The following is a 17,726-nucleotide window of genomic DNA, read 5'->3' as shown; positions in this document are numbered from 1 at the left end:
CGCGCCGAGACCGTGGGTTGAACCCACGGTCTCGGCGCGAAAGTGCTGTCTCGCGGGTCGGGGAGGGGTTAGAGGGAGGCGGTCGAGCCTAGGCCGATGTTCTCGTCGTAGTCGATGTCCTTGGTCTCCTTCGACAGGAGGAGGGCGATGAGGGTCAGCACCGCGGAACCCGACAGGTAGAGACCCACGAGCCACGGCTGTCCGTCGGCGGCGGCCCAGAGGCCCAGCGCGATGGAGGGGGCGACCGCCGCGCCGAGGATCGACGACACGTTGTACGAGATGGCCGAGCCGGTGTAGCGGACGTTCGTCGGGAACAGCTCCGGCAGGAGCGCGCCCATCGGTCCGAACGTCGCGCCCATGAGCACGAAGCCGAAGATGAGGAACGCCTGCGTGAGGGCGCCCGAGAACTTGGGGTCGGCCGCGGGCAGCAGGAACATGTTGAACGTCAGCCCGAACACGATGATGCCGACGGTCACCCAGATCAGCAGCTTGCGGCGCCCGATCGCATCGGCCACGGGGCCCGAGAGCAGCGTGAAGATGCCGAAGAACACCACGCCGATGATCTGCATGAGCACGAAGTCGATGTAGCCGTAGCCCTGACCCGCGATGTAGCCGGCGGCGTCGAACGCCGTCCCGGATGCGTCGGCCGCGGCCTGCGCTCCCTCGAGCGTCGCCTTCGTGCCGTAGGTGAGGGTGAAGTTCGTCATCAGGTAGAACAGCACGTACGTGGCCAGCATGATGAACGTGCCCAGGATGAGGGCGCGCCAGTGGCCGCGGATGACCTCGCCGAGCGGGAACTTGCGGATCGCGCCCTGCTGCTTGGCCTTCGAGAAGGTGTCGGACTCGACGAGCTTGAGCCGCACCCACAGGCCGATGATCACCATGACGGCCGAGAACAGGAACGGGATGCGCCATCCCCACGCCAGGAAGGCCTCGGAGCGCTGCGCGGTGCCGTCGGGATGCGGCAGCGCGAAGTTGATCACCAGGAACACGGTGTTCGCGATGATGAAGCCGATCGGGGCGCCCAGCTGCGGGAACGTGCCGTACCAGGCGCGCTTTCCCTTCGGTGCGTTCTCGGTGGCGACCAGCGCCGCTCCGGACCACTCGCCGCCGAGCGCGAAGCCCTGCGCGAGGCGCAGGAAGAGCAGCAGCAGCGCCGCCCACCATCCGATGGCGTTGAAGTCCGGCAGGCAGCCGATGAGGAACGTCGCGATGCCCATCGTGAGCAGCGAGGTGACCAGCGTCGCCTTGCGCCCGAACTTGTCGCCGAAGTGCCCGAAGACGAACGCGCCGATGGGGCGCGCGACCATCGCGGCACCGAAGACGCCGAACGAGGCGAGCAGCGAGGTGGTCTCGTTGCCGGTGGGGAAGAAGAGGATGGGGAAGACGAGGACGGCGGCCGTGGCGTAGGCGTAGAAGTCGTAGAACTCGATCGTGGTGCCCACGAGGCTGGCGGTGATGACGCGCGTGCGCGAGTTCACGGGTGCCGTCGTGGCGGCGGGGGAGGAGGACATGCGGAGAGGACCTGTCGGGGGGAGAGCGGGATCGTTCTCGTGGAACGCGCCGGCGGCGAGGGCCCGAGCGGGGGTGGTGCTCAGGGCGTCACATCGCTGGGTCACCGGAGCGCCGACGGCGTGTCCGGCGCGCGATCGAACAGTCTACGCCCGCGCCGGAGCCCCGCGGTCGCCGTGAACGACGGATGCCCGCGCCCCGCCGGAGAGGCGGGATGCGGGCATCCGGGAACGGGGCGTCGGGGTCAGCGCCAGAGCACCGCGATGGCGGCGTTGGCGAGGGTGAGCACGCCCACCGACCAGAAGAGCGCGGACGGCAGCGAGCCGGTGCGGCGCTGACGCGCGGACCCGATGCCGAGGACGGCGCCGATGACCAGCAGCACGACGAGCTTCACCCCGATCTTGATGTAGTTCGGTTCGTAGTCGATGCCCCACGGGGCGGCCAGCGCGAGGCCGGCGACACCCGCGACGAGCAGGCCGTAGGTCATCAGACGGGTGACGCGCACGCGCTTTCCGACGGCTTCGACCACCCATGCTCCGAACAGGACGGCGAAGCCGACGAGGTGCACGAGAAGGACGAGGTGGCGCAGGATCTCCATGCCCGCCACCATACCTTATGTATGACTGAAGGTTTTGCTCAGGAGCGCAGCGCGCGCAGCAGCAGCGCCGTGCGCAGCGCGGCGTCCGCCGCCTCAGCGCCCTTGTCCTCGGTCGAGCCGGGAAGACCCGCGCGGTCGATGCCCTGCTGCTCGGTGTCGAGCGTCAGCACGCCGAACCCGACCGGCTTGCCGGTGTCGAGGGCGACGCGGGTCAGGCCGTCGGTGGCCGCCGACGAGACGAACTCGAAGTGCGGGGTGCCGCCGCGGATGATGACGCCCAGGGCGACCGCCGCGTCGGCGCCGGCCTCCAGCGCGGCCTTCGCCGCGACCGGGAGCTCGAACGATCCGGGGACGCGGACGACCGAGAACTCGGCGCCGGAGGCGGCGAGCACGCGCTCGGCGCCCGCGATCAGACCGTCGCTGATGACGGTGTGCCAGGTGCCCGCGACGACGACGACCCGCAGGCCCGCGGCGTCGATCGGGGTGGTCTCGGGTGCTCCGTGTCCGCTCATCGGCTGGTGTTCTCCTTCATCTGGGCGAGCGCGTCGGCGAGGTCGGCATCGGGGATGACGTGACCCATCCGGTCGCGCTTGGTGGCGAGGTACTGGTGGTTGTTGGGGCCGACGCCGACGAGCAGCGGCACCTGCTCGATCACGTCGAGGCCGAGCGCGCGCAGCTGGTCGACCTTGTCGGTGTTGTTGGTGAGCAGGCGCACGCGCTCGACGCCGAGATCGGCCAGGATCCCGGCGGCCGCGGCGTAGTCCCGCGCGTCAGCGGGCAGGCCCAGCGCCAGGTTCGCGTCGACCGTGTCGAAGCCGCGCTCCTGCAGGCTGTAGGCGCGCAGCTTGTTGATGAGGCCGATGCCGCGCCCCTCGTGGCCGCGCATGTAGACGACCACGCCGCCCTCGCGCTCGATCGCGTCCAGCGCCGCATCCAGCTGCGGTCCGCACTCGCACTTGAGCGAGCCGAACGCCTCGCCGGTCAGGCACTCGGAGTGCACGCGCACGAGCGGGGCGTCGGACAGCTCGCCCTTCACGACCGCCACGTGGTCGGTGCCGGTGACGCGATCCTTGTACGCGAGGAAGCGGAACTCGCCGTGCGAGGTCGGCACGGTGGCCTCGGCGCGCAGGCTCACCCGGCGCCGGTGCGCGGGCTCGGCGGGTGCGTCCTCGCGGGGATCGACCTCGCGGAGGTGGGCCACGAGCTGCTCGATGGTGACGACCGGGATGCCGTCGCGCTCGCCGAGGGCGAGAAGACCGGGCAGGCGCATCATGCTGCCGTCCTCGGCGACGATCTCGGCGATCGCGCCGACGGGCTGGAGCCCCGCGAGCTGCATGAACTCCACCGCGGCCTCGGTGTGCCCGCCGCGCTCGCGCACGCCGCCGTCGACGGCGCGAAGCGGCAGGATGTGGCCGGGACGGTTGACGCTGGTGGGCAGCGACGTCGGATCGGCCAGCACGTTCAGGGTGTGCGCCCGATCGGCGGCGCTGATGCCGGTCGTGACGCCCTCGGCGGCGTCGACGCTGACGGTGTAGGCCGTTCCGCGGGCGTCCTGGTTGACCTCCACCATGGGCGGCAGGTCGAGCCGGTCCGCCCAGTCGGCGGGCATGGGTGCGCAGATGAAGCCGCTCGACCAGCGCACGGTCCAGGCGATCGCCTCGGGGGTGGCGAGCTGGGCCGACAGGATGACGTCGCCCTCGTTCTCGCGGTTCTCGTCGTCGGCGACGATGATCGGGCGCCCCTCGCGCAGTGCCGCGAGGGCTTCGGGGATGGTACTGAGACTCATCGGGAGCCCCCTTCGATCGTGCCGGCGGGCGCCGGCGTGAATGCGAGCAGGCGCTGCACGTGCCGCGCCAGGATGTCGGTCTCGAGGTTCACCGGGTCTCCCGGTGCGCGTGCGCCGAGCGTCGTGGCCGCGAGCGTCTCGGGGATGAGCGAGACCTCGAACCAGGGTTCGGCCGCATCCGCCGCGCTGACGGCGCTGACGGTGAGCGAGACGCCGTCGAGGGCGATGGAGCCCTTGTCGACCACGAGAGGGGCGAGGTCGGCGGGCAGAGAGATGCGCACGACGCTCCACTGGGCGCCGGGACGGACCTCGAGGATGCGGCCCGCACCGTCCACGTGACCCTGCACGATGTGGCCGCCGAGGCGCCCGTGCGCTGCCGTGGCGCGCTCGATGTTCACGGCGGTGCCGGGGGCGACGCCGCCGATGGTCGTCACATCCAGCGTCTGGCGCATGACGTCGGCCGTGAACCAGTCGTCGCCGCGGTCGATCACGGTGAGGCAGACGCCCGAGACCGCGATCGAGTCGCCGTGTCCGGCATCCGACACCGCGAGCGGGGCGCGCACGGTGAGGCGCACGCCGTCTCCGGCGGGCGACACCGCGGTGACGGCGCCGATCTCTTCGATGATTCCGGTGAACATCAGCTCACTCCTTCTGACGGGTCGTTCGCCGCGGCGGCCTCGTCCGCGGAGGTGTCGGGACGCAGCACGATGAGCAGGTCGTCGCCGAGGCGACGCACCTCATCGAGGCGGAGGCGGTGGGCGGCCGAGATGTCGGGCACGCCGATGTCCTGGATCGCCACCCGGGGGCCGCCGAGGAGGACCGGCGCCACATAGGCGAGGATCTCGTCGGCCAGTCCCTCGCGCAGCAGAGCGCTCTGCAGCGACGGCCCGCCCTCCACGAACACCCGGTGCACGCCGCGCTCGCCGAGCGAGCGCAGCACGTCGTGGAGGTCGTGCGTGCGGTAGTGCCACAGCTCGCGGGGATGCGCGTGGATGCGGAGGGACGCGGGGAGATCGCGCGTGCCGATCACGACGGGCTGCGGCTGCGCGTCGCGGCTCGTCCCGTCCGGGTTCCGGGCGGTCAGCGAGGGGTCGTCGGCGAGGACGGTGCCTGTTCCGGCGACGATGGCGTCGGCGGCGCCGCGGCGCCGGTGCACGTCCTCGCGAGCCGTGGGTCCGGTGATCCACTGGCTCGATCCGTCGGCGGCGGCCGCGCGGCCGTCGAGGCTCTGCGCCCACTTGAGGGTGACGTGCGGGCGGCCGCGCCGCTGCAGGCCGGTCCATGACGAGAGCAGGGCGTGGGCGTCGTCGGCGAGAAGGCCGGACTCGACCTCGACCCCGGCGGCGCGGAGCCGCTCGGCGCCGCCTCCGGCCTCGGGCGTCGGATCGGCCATGGCGTAGACGACGCGCGCCACCCCGGCCTCGATCAGCGCCACCGCGCAGGGCCCGGTGCGTCCGGTGTGGTTGCACGGCTCCAGGGTGACGATCGCCGTTGCGCCGCGGACGGCATCCGGATCGGCGTGCGCGAGCGCGTCCACCTCGGCGTGCGCGGTGCCGGCCCCGTGGTGCCATCCTTCGGCGATCACCTCGCCGTCGGGCGAGAGCAGCACCGCCCCGACCTGCGGATTGACTCCGAGCGGGCCGCGACGGGCCAACTCCAACGCACGCGCCATGGCGCTGCGTTCGACGTCGCTACCCGGCATTCGACCCTCCTCATCGGCGGGCTCCGGGGACGCTCGACGCGTCGCGGATACCGCGACGCGTTCGTGCTGCCTCTCATCCGGACTCGCGATCCTCTCGGATCGCATCACCGTCGGTCCCGGAGTTCCACCGGATCGGCGATCGGCACCCTGTCGGGGGCCTCACGCTCGCGGACTATCACCGCCGGTTCGGATTCTCACCGACCCCGGAGCACGTTCTGCACTGAGTGTAGCCAACAGCGCAGCGGCGATTTCATTCCCGGGACACGTGCCGACATGCGGCTCAGGAGGCCGCCTCGGCGAGCGCGTGCGCCGACGGCGCGTCGATGACGAGGTCGGTCACGAGACCAGCGGCCAGCGCCCCGCGCACGCTCGCGAGTTTCGAGGCGCCCGCCACGATGCAGATGCGTCGCGGCACTCGGGCAAGCAGCGCCAGGTCGGGGCCGGTGGCGCGGGCGTTCAGTGCGATGTCGGCGCTCGAGCCGTCGGCCCGGTAGAAGACGGTGGCGACGTCCCCCACCACCTGCTCCCGTTCGAGCTCCGCCAGGTCGTCGGGCTCGAGATAGCCGCCGGCGTACACGTGGCTGGGCACCGGAGACCCCGACGCCCCCACGCTGAACACGACGGCATCCATCTCCGTCTGCGCATCGAGGATGCGGCGCATGCTGCGCTCGCGCCAGAGCGCCGTCTTGGTGGCCGGGTCGTCGAAGAAGGCGGGGACGGGGAACTGCTGCACCTGGGCGGTGAAGGCGCGACCGAAGCGGCGCAGGATCTCGCTCGCGTAGCCGAGACCGGTCGTGCGGGTGTTGCCCGAGCCGTTGAGCTGCACGAACCGGGTGCCGGTCGTGGGCGTCGACACCAGCTGACGGCTGACGGCGGCGATCGTCGATCCCCAGGCCACCCCCACCGTCTGGTGCGACCCGATATGGGCGGCGAGCACATCCGCCCCGGTCGCGGCCACGAGGTCGAGCTGCTCGACGTCGCTCGCCTCCTGGCGCACGGCCGCCGTGTGCACCGCGATCCCGTACCGCGCCCGCAGCGCCCGCGCCGCGGCCTGCGGGGCGTCGCGGGGCGAGCGGATGCGGATCTCCACCAGCCCGCGGTCGCGGGCATAGCGCAGCAGGCGCGACACGGTGGAGCGCGAGACGCGCAGGCGGTGCGCGATGGATTCCATCGTCTCGCCGTGCAGGTAATGCGCGGTCGCGGCGGCCAGGGCGGCTTCGTCCTGCTGGCTGGTGGGGGCGGGCATCCGCCCAGTGTGCACGTTCGTGCACGCGGATTGCAACGATGGTGCAGATGATCGAGCATGGGAGGGCGGCGCACCCGACGCCGCGGTGAGAAGGATGAGATGTCGATGGATGCGGTGCGCCCCACCTGGCGCCGACTGACCGAACGCCCCGAGGCCGACGTGGTGATCGTCGGCGGCGGCATCAACGGTCTGGCCACCTTCCGCGACCTCGCGATGCAGGGCGTGGACGTCGTGCTCGTCGAGCGCGGCGACTTCGTCAGCGGTGCGTCGGCGGCGTCGTCCCACATGATCCACGGCGGCGTCCGGTACCTCGAGAACGGCGAGTTCCGTCTCGTCCACGAAGCGGTGGTCGAGCGCAACAGCCTGCTGCGCATCGCCCCGCACTACGTGCGTCCGCTGCGCACCACCATCCCGATCTTCTCCACGTTCTCCGGCATCCTCTCGGCGCCGTTGCGGTTCCTGCGCCACGGCGGCGGCGCGCCCAAGGAACGCGGCGCGGTGCTGATCAAGGTCGGCCTGGTCATCTACGACTCCTTCTCCCGCGGCGGCGGACGCGTGCCGCGGCACACCTTCCACGGTCGCCGTCGCTCGCGCGAGATCCTGCCCGAGCTGAACCCCGACGTGCGCTACACCGCCAGCTACTGGGACGCCTCGATCCACGACCCCGAGCGCCTCGCGCTCGACGTGCTGCACGACGCCCGCGCCGCGGGCGGCGAGAAGGCCCGCGCGGTCAACTACGCCGGCGTCGTGGCGGCGCGGGACGGCGGGGTCCTGATCCGGGACGAGGAGTCCGGTGAGGAGGTCGTCGTCTCGGCCCGCGTCGTCGTCAACGCGACGGGGCCCTGGACGGATCTCACGAACGAGCTGTTCGGCGCGCCCACGCAGTTCATGGGCGGCACGAAGGGGTCGCACATCGTCGTCGACAACCCGCGGCTCCTGGCCGCGACCGCCGGCCGCGAGATCTTCTTCGAGCACAGCGACGGGCGCATCGTCCTCGTCTACCCGCTCAAGGACCGGGTGCTCATCGGCACGACCGACCTCGAGCACGACATGCACGATCCGATCGTGTGCACCGACGCCGAGGTCGACTACTTCATCGAGCTCGTGCGCCACGTGTTCCCCGACGTGCCCGTCGAGCGCGAGCAGATCGTGTACCGGTTCTCGGGTGTGCGCCCGCTGCCGGGACACGGCGACATCGCCCCCGGCTTCGTCTCCCGCGACTACCGCATCGAGCGCGCCGACCTGCCGGGATCCGCGGGGCGCACGCGCACGCTCAGCCTCGTCGGCGGCAAGTGGACCACGTTCCGCGCGCTCGCCGAGCATCTGTCGGATCGCGTGCTGGGGGAGCTCGGGGCATCGCGTCGACGCTCCACGGCCGGCGTTCCGATCGGCGGCGGAACCGACTTCCCGACCTCGCCGCGCCGGCGCGCGGAATGGGTCGAGCGCCACGCGGGCGCGGTTCCCGCGGTGCGGGTGCAGGAACTCCTGGCGCGCTACGGCACCCGGGCGACCGAGGTGATCGACGCGATCGCGGCCGACACGACCGACGCACCGCTGGCGTCGGCGCCGGCGTACTCGAGCGCAGAGCTGCGCCACCTCGCCGCCGCCGAGGACGTGCGCCACCTCGCCGACCTGCTGCTGCGCCGCACCAGCCTCGCCTTCACGGGCGGGGCGATCGCGGCCGCCGAGGAGATCGCCGGCGTCGTCGCTCCGGTGCTGGGATGGGACGACGAGCGGACGACGGACGAGGTAGCCGCCGGCATCGCCGCGGTGCGCGCCGCCGAGCCGTCGGACGGCGCGGACGCGCGTCGGGATGCCGCCGCGACCGCGGCGTCCTGACGACCACGACATAATCGAGCACGGACCGGCGCCCGCCGGGACGGAGAGGAAACGGCGACGTGGCCGACCATGTGATCGCCCTCGACCAGGGCACGACATCCACACGCGCGATCGTGTTCGATGCGGAGGGACGCATCGTCGCGTCGGCCGCACGCGAGCACGCGCAGATCTTCCCGCGCGCCGGATGGGTCGAGCACGATGCCGACGAGATCTGGCAGAACGCCGCCGGGGTGCTCGAGGCGGCGCTCGCCGAGGCGGGTCTGGTCGCCGCCGACATCGCGGCGCTGGGCATCACCAACCAGCGCGAGACGGCCGTCGTGTGGGACCGCCGCACGGGGCGGCCGGTGCACAACGCGATCGTGTGGCAGGACACGCGCACGCAGGTGCTGCTGGATCGCCTCGGGGGCGAGGGGGGCGACCGCGACCGGTTCGCCGACGAGACGGGACTGCCGCTCGCGACGTACTTCTCGGCATCCAAGGTGACCTGGATCCTCGACCACGTCGAGGGCGCGCGCGACGCGGCCGAGGCGGGCGACCTGCTGTTCGGCACGATCGACAGCTGGCTGGTCTGGAAGCTGACCGGCGGCGCGCGGCACATCACCGACGTGACCAACGCGAGCCGGACGCTGCTCATGGACCTGGCCTCCCTGGCCTGGTCGGAGCGGATGACCGAGACGTTCCGCATCCCCGCCGCGATGCTGCCGGAGATCGTGTCGTCGTCGGCCGTGCTGGGCGAGATCACCGAGGTGGATGCCCTCCGCGGCGTCGCGATCGCGGGCATCCTCGGCGATCAGCAGGCGGCCACGTTCGGGCAGGCGGCCTTCGACGCGGGTGAGTCCAAGAACACCTACGGCACCGGCAACTTCCTGCTCGTCGGCACGGGCGAGCGCATCGTGCGCTCCCAGCACGGTCTGCTCACCACGGTCGCCTACCGCATCGGCGACGAGCCCGCCCACTACGCGGTCGAGGGGTCGATCGCGGTCACCGGCTCGCTGGTGCAGTGGCTGCGCGACAACCTGGGGCTGATCTCCGAGGCGTCCGAGGTGCAGACCCTCGCCGAGACCGTGCCCGACAACGGCGGCGCGTACTTCGTGCCCGCGTTCTCGGGACTGTTCGCGCCGTACTGGCGGCCGGATGCGCGCGGGGCGCTCGTGGGGCTCACCCGCTACGTCACCCGTGCGCACATCGCGCGCGCGGCGCTCGAGGCGACCGCCTTCCAGACGCTCGATGTCATCACAGCGGTCGAGGCCGACACGGGGAAGCCGCTCGAGGAGCTCCGCGTCGACGGCGGCATGACGCGCAACGGACTGCTCATGCAGTTCCAGGCCGACGTCCTGCAGATCCCGGTCGTCCGCCCCGAGATCGTCGAGACCACGGCGCTCGGAGCCGCGTACGCGGCGGGGCTCGCGACCGGGGTGTGGACCTCGTTCGAGGAGTTGCGCGGCCACTGGCGCGAGGGGGAGCGCTGGGAGCCGCAGATGGATGCCGAAGAACGCGACCGGCGCGTGCGGATGTGGCAGAAGGCGGTGCGCCGTTCGTTCGACTGGGTCGACACCGACGCCCGCATCCTCATGGGCACCGCCGACTGACGCGCTACTTGAGCAGACGCGACAGGCGGCGGTCGGCAAGGATCTTGCCGGCGGTCTGACACGTGGCGCAGTACTCGAGCGAGTTGTCGGCGAAGAACACCGATCGCACCTCGTCGCCGCAGACCGGGCACGCCTCACCGCGCCGGCCGTGCACCCGCATCCCGCGTCGTTTGGCGTCCTTCAGCTCGGCGGGCGGCTTGCCGGATGCGGTCGCCACCGCCTCGCGCACCGTGTCGCCGATCGCGGCGTACAGCGTGTCGATCTCGGTCTCGTCGAGCGTGCTCGCCAGGGCATAGGGCGACAGGCGCGCGACGTGCAGGATCTCGTCGGAGTAGGCGTTGCCGATGCCGGCGATGATCGACTGATCGCGCAGCACGCCCTTGATCTGCGTGCGGCGATCGGCCAGCAGCGCCGCGAGCACGTCGCGGGTGAAGTCCGGGCCGAGCGGGTCGGGGCCGAGGCGGGCGATGCCGGGGACATCGCCGGGATCGCGCACGGTGTAGACGGCCAGCGACTTCTTGGTGCCCGCCTCGGTCAGGTCGAACCCCGAGTCGTCGTCGAAAGAGACCCGCAGCGCGATGGGCGACCGTCCCGGCTTCACGGGCGTCGTCGGTGCGGTGTCGTACCACCGCAACCACCCCGCTTTGGCGAGGTGGAAGATCAGCGAGACGCCCGCCGCCGTGGCGATCTCGACGAACTTGCCGTGGCGTCCCACCGCCGTCACGCTCGCGCCCTCGAGGACGTCGAGCGGCGGGTCGTAGGTCTTCAGCGCCGAGATCGCCACCGCGCGGACGCGGGCGAAACTCCGCCCGGTCAGTCGATCGTCGAGGAACGACACCAGGCCCTGCACCTCGGGCATCTCGGGCATGGTGTCATCCTGTCACCGGCCCGCGACATCCGCTCAGATCGGGATCGGCCAGGACGACGGCGTCCGCGGGTCCGCGGCCAGCAGGCCCGCGATCCATCCGTCGCTGCGTTCTCCGTAGCCGTTGCGCAGCGCGCCGCGGAGCGTCCCCTCGTAGCGGAACCCCGTCGCGCGCGCGACGCGGGCGCTCGCCGCGTTGCCGACGGCGGCGCGCCATTCGACGCGGTGCAGCTCGGCGCCCTCCGGCGCGAATCCCCAGTCGAGGACGGCGGTGACGGCCTCGGTCATGAAGCCGTGCCCCCGTCCCGCGGCCGTCGACCAGTAGCCGATCTCGCCGGTGCCCGAGCCGTCCAGGCCGTGGAGGCCGACGATGCCGGTCAGTGTGCCCTGGTGGCGCAGCGCCCACCGCGGGTTGCTGCCGTCCTCCCACTGGCGGGTGCACCGGGCGACGAACTCCTCGGCGTCGCTGTGCGAGTAGGGGAACGGGATCGTGGTGAAGCGAGCGATCTCGGGATCCTGCAGCGCACGGTGGATCGCATCCACATCGGCCGAGTCGGGGACCGAGAGCACGAGGCGAGGGGAGCGGAGCGTTGCGGGTGCCACGCCGCAACGCTACCGCGGCCCCTCAGGCCCCGAAGAAGGCGGATGCTCCGATGCGCGGCATCAGCAGGTGCAGCTGTGTGACGTGTGCCGGGGTGAGCGCCGCCGGCTCGGACACCTGCCGCACCCGCACCCCGGTCGTCGATCTGCCGACGGCTCGACGCTGTCGGCCGTGGAGAATGGTGTCCGCCGACCGCGTACCGTCGTGATCGACGCCACGCTCGACGACCCCCGGCTGGAGGTCACGGCGCACCGGGAGCCCTGGGATCCAGGGCACGCGGTCGGTCCTGGCCGCGAACGGGAGAGGGATACTGCGATGAGCCGGGTCGTTGCTGATGAGCGGCTGTGGAATGGGCTGCAGGAGTACGTGCGGCAGACGATGGGCTACGTCGGCATCTTCAAGATGCTCGGGCTGCGGTCCGAGGACGAGGCCGGACCGCACTGGCTATCTCGGGTGCGTCCGATGATCGAGGCGCTCGCGGCGGTCGTCCCGGCATCCATGGTGGGTCCTGCTCGCTTGGCACTGCCGGATGGGGTCTCGGTGCAATTGACGATCCACGGCTGCATCATCTCTGTCGCGGATTCGCCTCGCTGGACGACGGGGATGAATTGCGATCCGACGGCGGTCACGCTGGCCGCTCTCGGGAGGCAGCGCTGGGGGGACGCCTGGGTGGGGTCGCTCGGATCCGCTCCTGGACGTCCGGTGGTGATTCGAACGCCAGGATCTTTCGGAGAAGAGACCTACCCGTGGGTGGCGCAGAATCCCGGCGGTCCAGCGCCGTACACGACCGCGGCTTCGGAGGACGATGCCCGTCTGGCCGCGGTAGCAGAGGAGCGCGGTGGCGTCGCTGTGCGCGAGCTGTTCGTCGAGTTCGAGGGGAGCTCTTCATGAGCGATCCGAGGGCCCTGCCGCTCATCCGCGGTGACGGCCGCGATCAGCTCACGCACGGTGGCCGGGTCACGGTGATGTCGGGCACGGGCCCCTACGGTGAGTTGCCGGTCGCGGCGAAGTAACGGTCGAGAAGAATCATCATTCCGGTTGCGTGCCACCACGCCGGGGAGACCTGTCCCGCCGACATCCCGTGTCCCGGATCGAGGCGTTCGACGTACAACGGCGTGGCCGACTCGTTCAGCGCGACTCCGGTGGCATCCCGCCACGCATCCTCGACGACACGTTGGAACGCCCAACGGCTCGCGGGGAGTTCGATCGCCTCCAGCGCGGATTGCAGCTCGCGCCACAGGTGAACGTCGCCACGCACGCCCCACCGAGGCGGCTCGCGTTCGAAGAGGTCGCCGATCGTTGTCCGCGGGGCTGCGGTATCCGAGGTATCGGCTTTCTCGTGCATGAACTCCCCATCCGTCGGCTCGGTCCTCGACCGTATCGCGCGTCGGCGTCGCCGCGTGACGCACGGGCTTCGGACTCGTCAGCTCTGGGCCGGGGTGAGCCAGGGGAGGAGGTGTTCCCGGAAGCGCACCGATTGCTCGATCCACGGGTAGTGTCCGCAGTCGGCGATCACCTCGACGTCGGCATGCAGTGTCGCCGCGTAGTCCCTCACGGGCTGTGCTCCGGTGAGCAGGTCACGATCGCCGCCGATCACCACGGTACGTGGAGGAACCATGGCTCGAATCTGCGCAACGGCATCGTCGGGAATGTCCGTGAACCAGGCCAAGGCTGCCGCCAGGCTGACCGCTCCGACGGCGGCGTGAGCCTGCTCCGCGGAAGTCCACCGTGCGTAGCCGGCGGGAGCCTGTCGAAGGAACGACTCGCGAAACTCTGCTTCCGTTGTGGGGTCGTCGGAGGACATGGCGGCGAGGGCATCGGCGGCCTCACGCGACGCGTACGTGGCCGCAAGCGCATCCGTGTCGGACTCGGTCCCCGTGAGCCAGGTCGCGGGGCGAGGCGAGGGGTGGCGGAGCGTTGCGGTGTCGCGCCGCAACGCTCCGCGGCCCCTCAGGCTTCGGTGAAGGCGGATGCGCCGGTGCGCGGGATCAGCCGCTGCAGCTGTGTCACGTGTGCCGGGGTGAGCTCCGCCAGCTCGGATACCTGCAGCAGCTGCATGGTGCGCACGACCTGCTCGCGCAGGATCTCGATCGTGCGGTCGACGCCCTCGCGTCCGCCTGCCATCAGCCCGTACAGGTAGGCGCGGCCGATGAGGGTGAACTTCGCCCCCATCGCGATCGAGGCCACGATGTCGGCGCCATCCATGATGCCGGTGTCGATCGCGATGTCGACGTCCGAGCCCACCTCGCGCACGACGTCCGGCAGCAGATGGAAGGGAACCGGCGCGCGGTCGAGCTGACGCCCGCCGTGATTCGAGAGCACGATGCCGTCGACGCCGAGGTCGACGAGGCGCCGGGAGTCCTCGACGTTCTGCACGCCCTTGATCACGATCTTCCCGGGCCAGAGCGAGCGGATGATGTCGAGGTCGTCGAACGAGATCGACGGGTCCATCGCCGAGTTCAGCAGTTCGCCGACCGTGCCGCCGGTGGCCGAGAGCGAGGCGAACTCGAGCTTGGGGGTCGTCAGGAAGTCGATCCACCACCACGGGCGGGGGATCGCGTTGACGATCGTGCCGATGCTCAGCTGCGGGGGGATCGAGAAGCCGTTGCGCTTGTCGCGCAGCCGGGCGCCCGCGACCGGCGTGTCCACCGTGAAGAAGAGCGTGTCGAAGTCCGAGGCCGCGGCGCGCTCCACGAGCGCGTACGAGATCTCGCGCTGACGCATCACGTACAGCTGGAACCAGTTGCGACCCGTCGGGTTCGCGGCCTTCACGTCCTCGATCGAGGTGGTGCCGAGGGTCGAGAGGGTGAACGGGATGCCGGCCGCTCCGGCTGCGCCCGCGCCTGCCGTCTCGCCCTCCGTCTGCATCAGCCGGGTGAAACCGGTGGGCGCGATGCCGAATGGGAGCGCCGAGGGGCCGCCGAAGATCGTGGTCGACGTGTCGACGGTCGACACGTCGCGCAGGATCGACGGGTGGAACTCGATGTCCTGGAAGGCCTGCCGCGCGCGGCTGAGCGAGATCTCACCGTCGGCGGCGCCGTCGGTGTAATCGAACGCGGCCTTGGGAGTGCGACGGCGCGCGATGCGCTGCAGATCGGCGATCGTGAGGGCGCCCGCCAAGCGGCGGCGCTTGAGATTCAGATCGATCTTCTTGAACTGCATGAGTTCGAGCAGCTCGACGGGGTTGGGGAGTTGTCTGCGGACGGTGCTCATCGGCATCCTTCGGCGGTGGGCGCGATCTGCCTCGATCGCGGGATATGGTCTGACCTCTGCGCTAGGATAGGCGCGCGTCCCGGCCGAGTCAATCCGGCGGCGCATCGTGCTCGAAGGCGAGAGGATGTTCCGATGACCGATGATCGCAGCCCCGCGTGGGGGCCCGTCCCGCGCACCCGCGCGCACGAACTCGTGGTCCAGGCGATCGAGGACCAGATCATGTCGGGAGCGCTGCGCGTCGGCGATCCGCTGCCGCCCGAGCGAGAGCTCGCCTCCCGGCTCGAGGTCAGTCGCGCGGGAGTCCGCGAGGCCGTGCGCGTGCTCGAGGGCCAGGGGGTCCTCCGGGCGCGCGTCGGCGCCGGTGCCGACGCCGGCACCTTCGTCGCGGCTCTTCCCGACGGGGCGCTCACCCGCTTCCTCCGGCTGCACGTCGCGCTCGCCAACTTCCCGTACGCCGACGTCATCGATGCGCGCGTGATCCTCGAGCGCTCGAGTGCGCGCCTGGCTGCGCTGCACGCGGATGAGGCGGGCATCGCCGCCATCCGCGCCACGCTCGAGACCGGCGCCGATGCGAGCCTCGGTCATGCCGCCTACAACGATGCCGACACGGCGTTCCACGTCGCGATCGCCGAAGCCAGCGGAAACAGGCTCGTGGCCTCGATGACGGTCGCGATCCGCGAGTCGCTGAGCGCCCGCATTCTCGTCGCCCTGCAGGACTACGAGGGCTGGGAGGAACTCGTCGCCACCCTGCACCAGCAGCACCTGGAGCTTCTCGACGCGATCGAGCGCCACGACGCGGATGCCGCCGAGGAGCTGGCGGAGCGGCACATCCGCTTCGCGGAGACCGCCCTCACCAGCGCCTGAGAGGAGCAGAGGTCAGCTGCGGCGCAGCAGACCGATGCGGTCGTAGACGTTCTGGAGCGTGGCGTCGGCAACGGCCGAGGCCTTCGCGGCGTTCGTCGCCAGCACGCGGTCGAGCTCGGCGGGATCGTCCAGGAGCGCCAGCGCGCGCTCGCGCACCGGGCCGAACTCCGAGACGATCACCTCGGCGAGAGCCTTCTTGAAGTCGCCGTACCCGCGGCCGGCGAACTCGTCCTCGATCGCCGGGATCTGGCGCCCGGTCAGGGCGGCGAAGATGACCAGCAGGTTCGAGACGCCGGGCTTAGTCTCGCGGTCGTAGCGCACGACGCCCTCGGAGTCGGTGACCGCCCGCATGATCTTCTTCGCGCTCACTGCGGGGTCGTCGAGCAGCCACAGCACACCCGCATCCGATTCCGCCGACTTCGACATCTTCGCGGTCGGGTTCTGCAAGTCGTAGATGCGCGCCGTCTCCTGCTGGATGACGGGCATCGGCACGCGGAAGGTCTGGCCGTAGCGCGAGTTGAACCGCTCGGCGAGCGTGCGGGTCAGCTCGACGTGCTGCTTCTGGTCGTCGCCGACGGGCACGATGTCGGTCTGGTAGAGCAGGATGTCGGCGGCCATGAGCACCGGGTAGGTGAACAGGCCCACGTTCGTGGCGTCGGCGCCGTAGCGCTGCGACTTGTCCTTGAACTGCGTCATGCGCCCGGCCTCGCCGAAGCCGGTGAGGGTCGAGAGGATCCAGGCGAGCTCCGCGTGCGCCGAGACGTGCGACTGCACGTACAGCGTGGACTTGGAGGGCTCGATGCCGGCGGCGATGTACTGCGCCGCCGTGCGGCGGGTCTTCGCCCGCAGCTCCGCCGGGTCGTTGGGCTGGGTCAGCGCGTGCAGGTCGACGACCGAGAAGAACGCGTCATACGACTCCTGCAGGTCGCGCCACTGCAGCAGCGCCCCGATGTAGTTGCCGATCTGGAGGGAATCGGCCGAGGGCTGCATTCCGGAGTACAGGCGCGCTTTGCTCACCCGACGATTCTACGGACCCGGATGCCCGCCGCTTCGCCGATCCCTCAGACGCCGACCCGGTAGTCGGCGATGACGGGGGCGTGGTCGCTCCATCGCTCGGCGTACGTCGCCGCGCGCGCCACCCGGTAGTCGCTCACGCGCGCCGCCAGGGCCGGGGTCGCCAGGTGGTAGTCGATGCGCCAGCCGGTGTCGTTGTCGAAGGCCTGGCCGCGGTTCGACCACCACGTGTACGGCCCCTCGACCTCGCCGGCGAAGCGGCGTCCGATGTCGATCCACCCGAGGCCTGTGCCCGTCGCGCCGTCGACGCTCGTGACCTCGGCGCCCTCGTCGCCGAGGAAGCGGTCGAAGTAGGCGCGCTCGGCGGGCAGGAAGCCCGCCTTCTTCACGTTGCCCTTCCAGTTCTTGATGTCGAGCTCGCGATGGCCCACGTTGAGATCCCCCGTGACCAGTGCGAGCGCGTCCTCCCGCGCGAGCTCGGCGAGGCGCGTGCTCATCGCGTCGAGGAACCCGTACTTCGCCTCCTGGCGCGGGGTCCCCACCTCGCCGGAATGCACGTACGCGCTCACGACGGTGATCGCTTCGCCGTCGACGGTGACGTCCGCCTCGATCCAGCGTCCGCGGGAATCGACGTCGTCGTCGCCGAGTGCGATGCGCGATGCCGTGATCGGGATGCGGCTGGCCACGGCCACTCCCGAGCGGCCCTTGCTGAGCGACTCGTCGTGCACGATCTGCCAGCCCGGCAGCGCCTGCTCGAGGTGCGACAGCTCGGCGCGGACCTCCTGCAGGGTCAGGATGTCGACATCGGCGGTGTCGAGCCATCCCGCCATGCCGTTGCGGACGGCGGCGCGGATGCCGTTGACGTTGACAGAGGCGATGCGGATGCTGCGAGACACG

Annotated in this window: 19 protein-coding genes; 5 read left to right on the top strand and 14 right to left on the bottom strand. The window is 71.0% G+C overall.

What is annotated here, in order from left to right; genetic code table 11:
• Positions 1 to 68 precede the first annotated feature (68 nt).
• The 7 genes from AB0N73_RS07860 to AB0N73_RS07830 all read right to left on the bottom strand — a co-directional run bounded on the left by AB0N73_RS07860 (position 69) and on the right by AB0N73_RS07830 (position 6,844).
• Positions 69 to 1,514: an MFS transporter gene (locus tag AB0N73_RS07860; RefSeq protein WP_363562110.1), complete on the bottom strand. Its 1,446-nt coding sequence runs from the start codon at positions 1,512 to 1,514 to the stop codon at positions 69 to 71.
• 242 nt (positions 1,515 to 1,756) lie between these two features.
• Positions 1,757 to 2,110 carry a Fe-S protein gene (locus AB0N73_RS07855; RefSeq protein ID WP_363562108.1) on the bottom strand — a complete coding sequence of 118 codons (354 nt, stop codon included), beginning with the start codon at positions 2,108 to 2,110 and terminating at the stop codon, positions 1,757 to 1,759.
• A 38-nt stretch (positions 2,111 to 2,148) separates the two neighbouring features.
• The gene (gene ribH, locus AB0N73_RS07850) at positions 2,149 to 2,622 is read right to left on the bottom strand and encodes a 6,7-dimethyl-8-ribityllumazine synthase (protein ID WP_363562106.1); all 474 of its coding nucleotides are present in this window, start codon (positions 2,620 to 2,622) and stop codon (positions 2,149 to 2,151) included.
• Positions 2,619 to 3,896, bottom strand: coding sequence for a GTP cyclohydrolase II (ribA, locus tag AB0N73_RS07845; protein ID WP_363562104.1), 1,278 nt, complete (start codon positions 3,894 to 3,896; stop codon positions 2,619 to 2,621). The genes ribH and ribA overlap by 4 nt, the downstream gene beginning before the upstream one ends.
• Positions 3,893 to 4,534, bottom strand: a complete 642-nt coding sequence (locus AB0N73_RS07840) for a riboflavin synthase (protein ID WP_363562102.1) — start codon at positions 4,532 to 4,534, stop codon at positions 3,893 to 3,895. The genes ribA and AB0N73_RS07840 overlap by 4 nt, the downstream gene beginning before the upstream one ends.
• Positions 4,534 to 5,598 (bottom strand): bifunctional diaminohydroxyphosphoribosylaminopyrimidine deaminase/5-amino-6-(5-phosphoribosylamino)uracil reductase RibD, encoded by a 1,065-nt coding sequence (ribD, locus tag AB0N73_RS07835; protein WP_363562100.1) that lies wholly within the window; start codon positions 5,596 to 5,598, stop codon positions 4,534 to 4,536. Before ribD ends, AB0N73_RS07840 begins: the two co-directional genes overlap by 1 nt.
• A gap of 280 nt (positions 5,599 to 5,878) precedes the next feature.
• Complete coding sequence (locus AB0N73_RS07830) at positions 5,879 to 6,844, bottom strand: sugar-binding domain-containing protein (protein WP_363562098.1); 966 nt, start codon at positions 6,842 to 6,844, stop codon at positions 5,879 to 5,881.
• A 105-nt stretch (positions 6,845 to 6,949) separates the two neighbouring features.
• Between AB0N73_RS07830 and AB0N73_RS07825 the strand changes: the two genes are divergently transcribed.
• Complete coding sequence (locus tag AB0N73_RS07825) at positions 6,950 to 8,683, top strand: glycerol-3-phosphate dehydrogenase/oxidase (RefSeq protein WP_363562118.1); 1,734 nt, start codon at positions 6,950 to 6,952, stop codon at positions 8,681 to 8,683.
• Positions 8,684 to 8,742: 59 nt separating this feature from the next.
• Positions 8,743 to 10,272 (top strand): glycerol kinase GlpK, encoded by a 1,530-nt coding sequence (glpK, locus tag AB0N73_RS07820; protein ID WP_363562096.1) that lies wholly within the window; start codon positions 8,743 to 8,745, stop codon positions 10,270 to 10,272.
• A gap of 4 nt (positions 10,273 to 10,276) precedes the next feature.
• On the opposite strand, the gene AB0N73_RS07815 is transcribed toward glpK, so the two are convergent.
• Both AB0N73_RS07815 and AB0N73_RS07810 read right to left on the bottom strand, forming a co-directional pair.
• On the bottom strand, positions 10,277 to 11,140 hold the full coding sequence (locus AB0N73_RS07815; protein ID WP_363562094.1) for a DNA-formamidopyrimidine glycosylase family protein: 864 nt from the start codon (positions 11,138 to 11,140) through the stop codon (positions 10,277 to 10,279).
• Positions 11,141 to 11,173: 33 nt separating this feature from the next.
• Positions 11,174 to 11,740 carry a GNAT family N-acetyltransferase gene (locus AB0N73_RS07810; protein WP_363562092.1) on the bottom strand — a complete coding sequence of 189 codons (567 nt, stop codon included), beginning with the start codon at positions 11,738 to 11,740 and terminating at the stop codon, positions 11,174 to 11,176.
• 202 nt (positions 11,741 to 11,942) lie between these two features.
• On the opposite strand from AB0N73_RS07810, the gene AB0N73_RS07805 reads away from it, so the two are divergent.
• Positions 11,943 to 12,629, top strand: a complete 687-nt coding sequence (locus AB0N73_RS07805) for a hypothetical protein (protein WP_363562090.1) — start codon at positions 11,943 to 11,945, stop codon at positions 12,627 to 12,629.
• Entirely contained in the window at positions 12,626 to 12,751 is a 126-nt protein-coding gene (locus tag AB0N73_RS07800) for a hypothetical protein (protein WP_363562088.1), read from the top strand. The genes AB0N73_RS07805 and AB0N73_RS07800 overlap by 4 nt, the downstream gene beginning before the upstream one ends.
• Here AB0N73_RS07800 and AB0N73_RS07795 read toward each other — a convergent pair.
• The 3 genes from AB0N73_RS07795 to AB0N73_RS07785 form a co-directional block, all read right to left on the bottom strand.
• Positions 12,721 to 13,083 carry a hypothetical protein gene (locus AB0N73_RS07795; RefSeq protein WP_363562086.1) on the bottom strand — a complete coding sequence of 121 codons (363 nt, stop codon included), beginning with the start codon at positions 13,081 to 13,083 and terminating at the stop codon, positions 12,721 to 12,723. The genes AB0N73_RS07800 and AB0N73_RS07795 overlap by 31 nt on opposite strands.
• Positions 13,084 to 13,161: 78 nt before the next feature.
• Entirely contained in the window at positions 13,162 to 13,542 is a 381-nt protein-coding gene (locus AB0N73_RS07790) for an alpha/beta hydrolase (RefSeq protein ID WP_363562084.1), read from the bottom strand.
• Positions 13,543 to 13,688: 146 nt separating this feature from the next.
• On the bottom strand, positions 13,689 to 14,951 hold the full coding sequence (locus AB0N73_RS07785) for an alpha-hydroxy acid oxidase (protein WP_363562082.1): 1,263 nt from the start codon (positions 14,949 to 14,951) through the stop codon (positions 13,689 to 13,691).
• Between the two features lie 132 nt (positions 14,952 to 15,083).
• Between AB0N73_RS07785 and AB0N73_RS07780 the strand changes: the two genes are divergently transcribed.
• The gene (locus AB0N73_RS07780) at positions 15,084 to 15,815 is read left to right on the top strand and encodes a FadR/GntR family transcriptional regulator (protein WP_363562080.1); all 732 of its coding nucleotides are present in this window, start codon (positions 15,084 to 15,086) and stop codon (positions 15,813 to 15,815) included.
• Between the two features lie 12 nt (positions 15,816 to 15,827).
• Here the strand turns inward: AB0N73_RS07780 and trpS are convergent, their stop codons facing one another.
• Together trpS and AB0N73_RS07770 are read right to left on the bottom strand one after the other, a co-directional pair.
• A complete protein-coding gene (trpS, locus tag AB0N73_RS07775) occupies positions 15,828 to 16,832 on the bottom strand; it encodes a tryptophan--tRNA ligase (protein WP_363562078.1) in 1,005 nt (334 codons plus the stop codon).
• Positions 16,833 to 16,876: 44 nt separating this feature from the next.
• A complete protein-coding gene (locus AB0N73_RS07770) occupies positions 16,877 to 17,725 on the bottom strand; it encodes an exodeoxyribonuclease III (protein WP_363562076.1) in 849 nt (282 codons plus the stop codon).
• Between the last annotated feature and the right edge of the window lies 1 nt (position 17,726).

Source organism: Microbacterium sp. NPDC089189, assembly GCF_040685095.1.
Classification (GTDB): Bacteria; Actinomycetota; Actinomycetes; order Actinomycetales; family Microbacteriaceae; genus Microbacterium.
The sequence above is the reverse complement of the archived record's forward strand: the minus strand, read 5'-3'. Positions and strand labels throughout refer to the sequence as shown.

What these genes read in the sequence shown, in the direction of transcription:
- AB0N73_RS07795 (WP_363562086.1), bottom strand. Translation starts at nt 13,083, where the DNA reads ATGCACGAGAAAGCCGATACCTCGGATACCGCAGCCCCGCGGACAACG.
- AB0N73_RS07790 (WP_363562084.1), bottom strand. Translation starts at nt 13,542, where the DNA reads ATGTCCTCCGACGACCCCACAACGGAAGCAGAGTTTCGCGAGTCGTTC.
- AB0N73_RS07840 (WP_363562102.1), bottom strand. Translation starts at nt 4,534, where the DNA reads ATGTTCACCGGAATCATCGAAGAGATCGGCGCCGTCACCGCGGTGTCG.
- AB0N73_RS07860 (WP_363562110.1), bottom strand. Translation starts at nt 1,514, where the DNA reads ATGTCCTCCTCCCCCGCCGCCACGACGGCACCCGTGAACTCGCGCACG.
- AB0N73_RS07785 (WP_363562082.1), bottom strand. Translation starts at nt 14,951, where the DNA reads ATGAGCACCGTCCGCAGACAACTCCCCAACCCCGTCGAGCTGCTCGAA.
- ribH (WP_363562106.1), bottom strand. Translation starts at nt 2,622, where the DNA reads ATGAGCGGACACGGAGCACCCGAGACCACCCCGATCGACGCCGCGGGC.
- AB0N73_RS07815 (WP_363562094.1), bottom strand. Translation starts at nt 11,140, where the DNA reads ATGCCCGAGATGCCCGAGGTGCAGGGCCTGGTGTCGTTCCTCGACGAT.
- AB0N73_RS07780 (WP_363562080.1), top strand. Translation starts at nt 15,084, where the DNA reads ATGACCGATGATCGCAGCCCCGCGTGGGGGCCCGTCCCGCGCACCCGC.
- ribA (WP_363562104.1), bottom strand. Translation starts at nt 3,896, where the DNA reads ATGAGTCTCAGTACCATCCCCGAAGCCCTCGCGGCACTGCGCGAGGGG.
- ribD (WP_363562100.1), bottom strand. Translation starts at nt 5,598, where the DNA reads ATGCCGGGTAGCGACGTCGAACGCAGCGCCATGGCGCGTGCGTTGGAG.
- AB0N73_RS07825 (WP_363562118.1), top strand. Translation starts at nt 6,950, where the DNA reads ATGGATGCGGTGCGCCCCACCTGGCGCCGACTGACCGAACGCCCCGAG.
- AB0N73_RS07800 (WP_363562088.1), top strand. Translation starts at nt 12,626, where the DNA reads ATGAGCGATCCGAGGGCCCTGCCGCTCATCCGCGGTGACGGCCGCGAT.
- AB0N73_RS07855 (WP_363562108.1), bottom strand. Translation starts at nt 2,110, where the DNA reads ATGGAGATCCTGCGCCACCTCGTCCTTCTCGTGCACCTCGTCGGCTTC.
- AB0N73_RS07830 (WP_363562098.1), bottom strand. Translation starts at nt 6,844, where the DNA reads ATGCCCGCCCCCACCAGCCAGCAGGACGAAGCCGCCCTGGCCGCCGCG.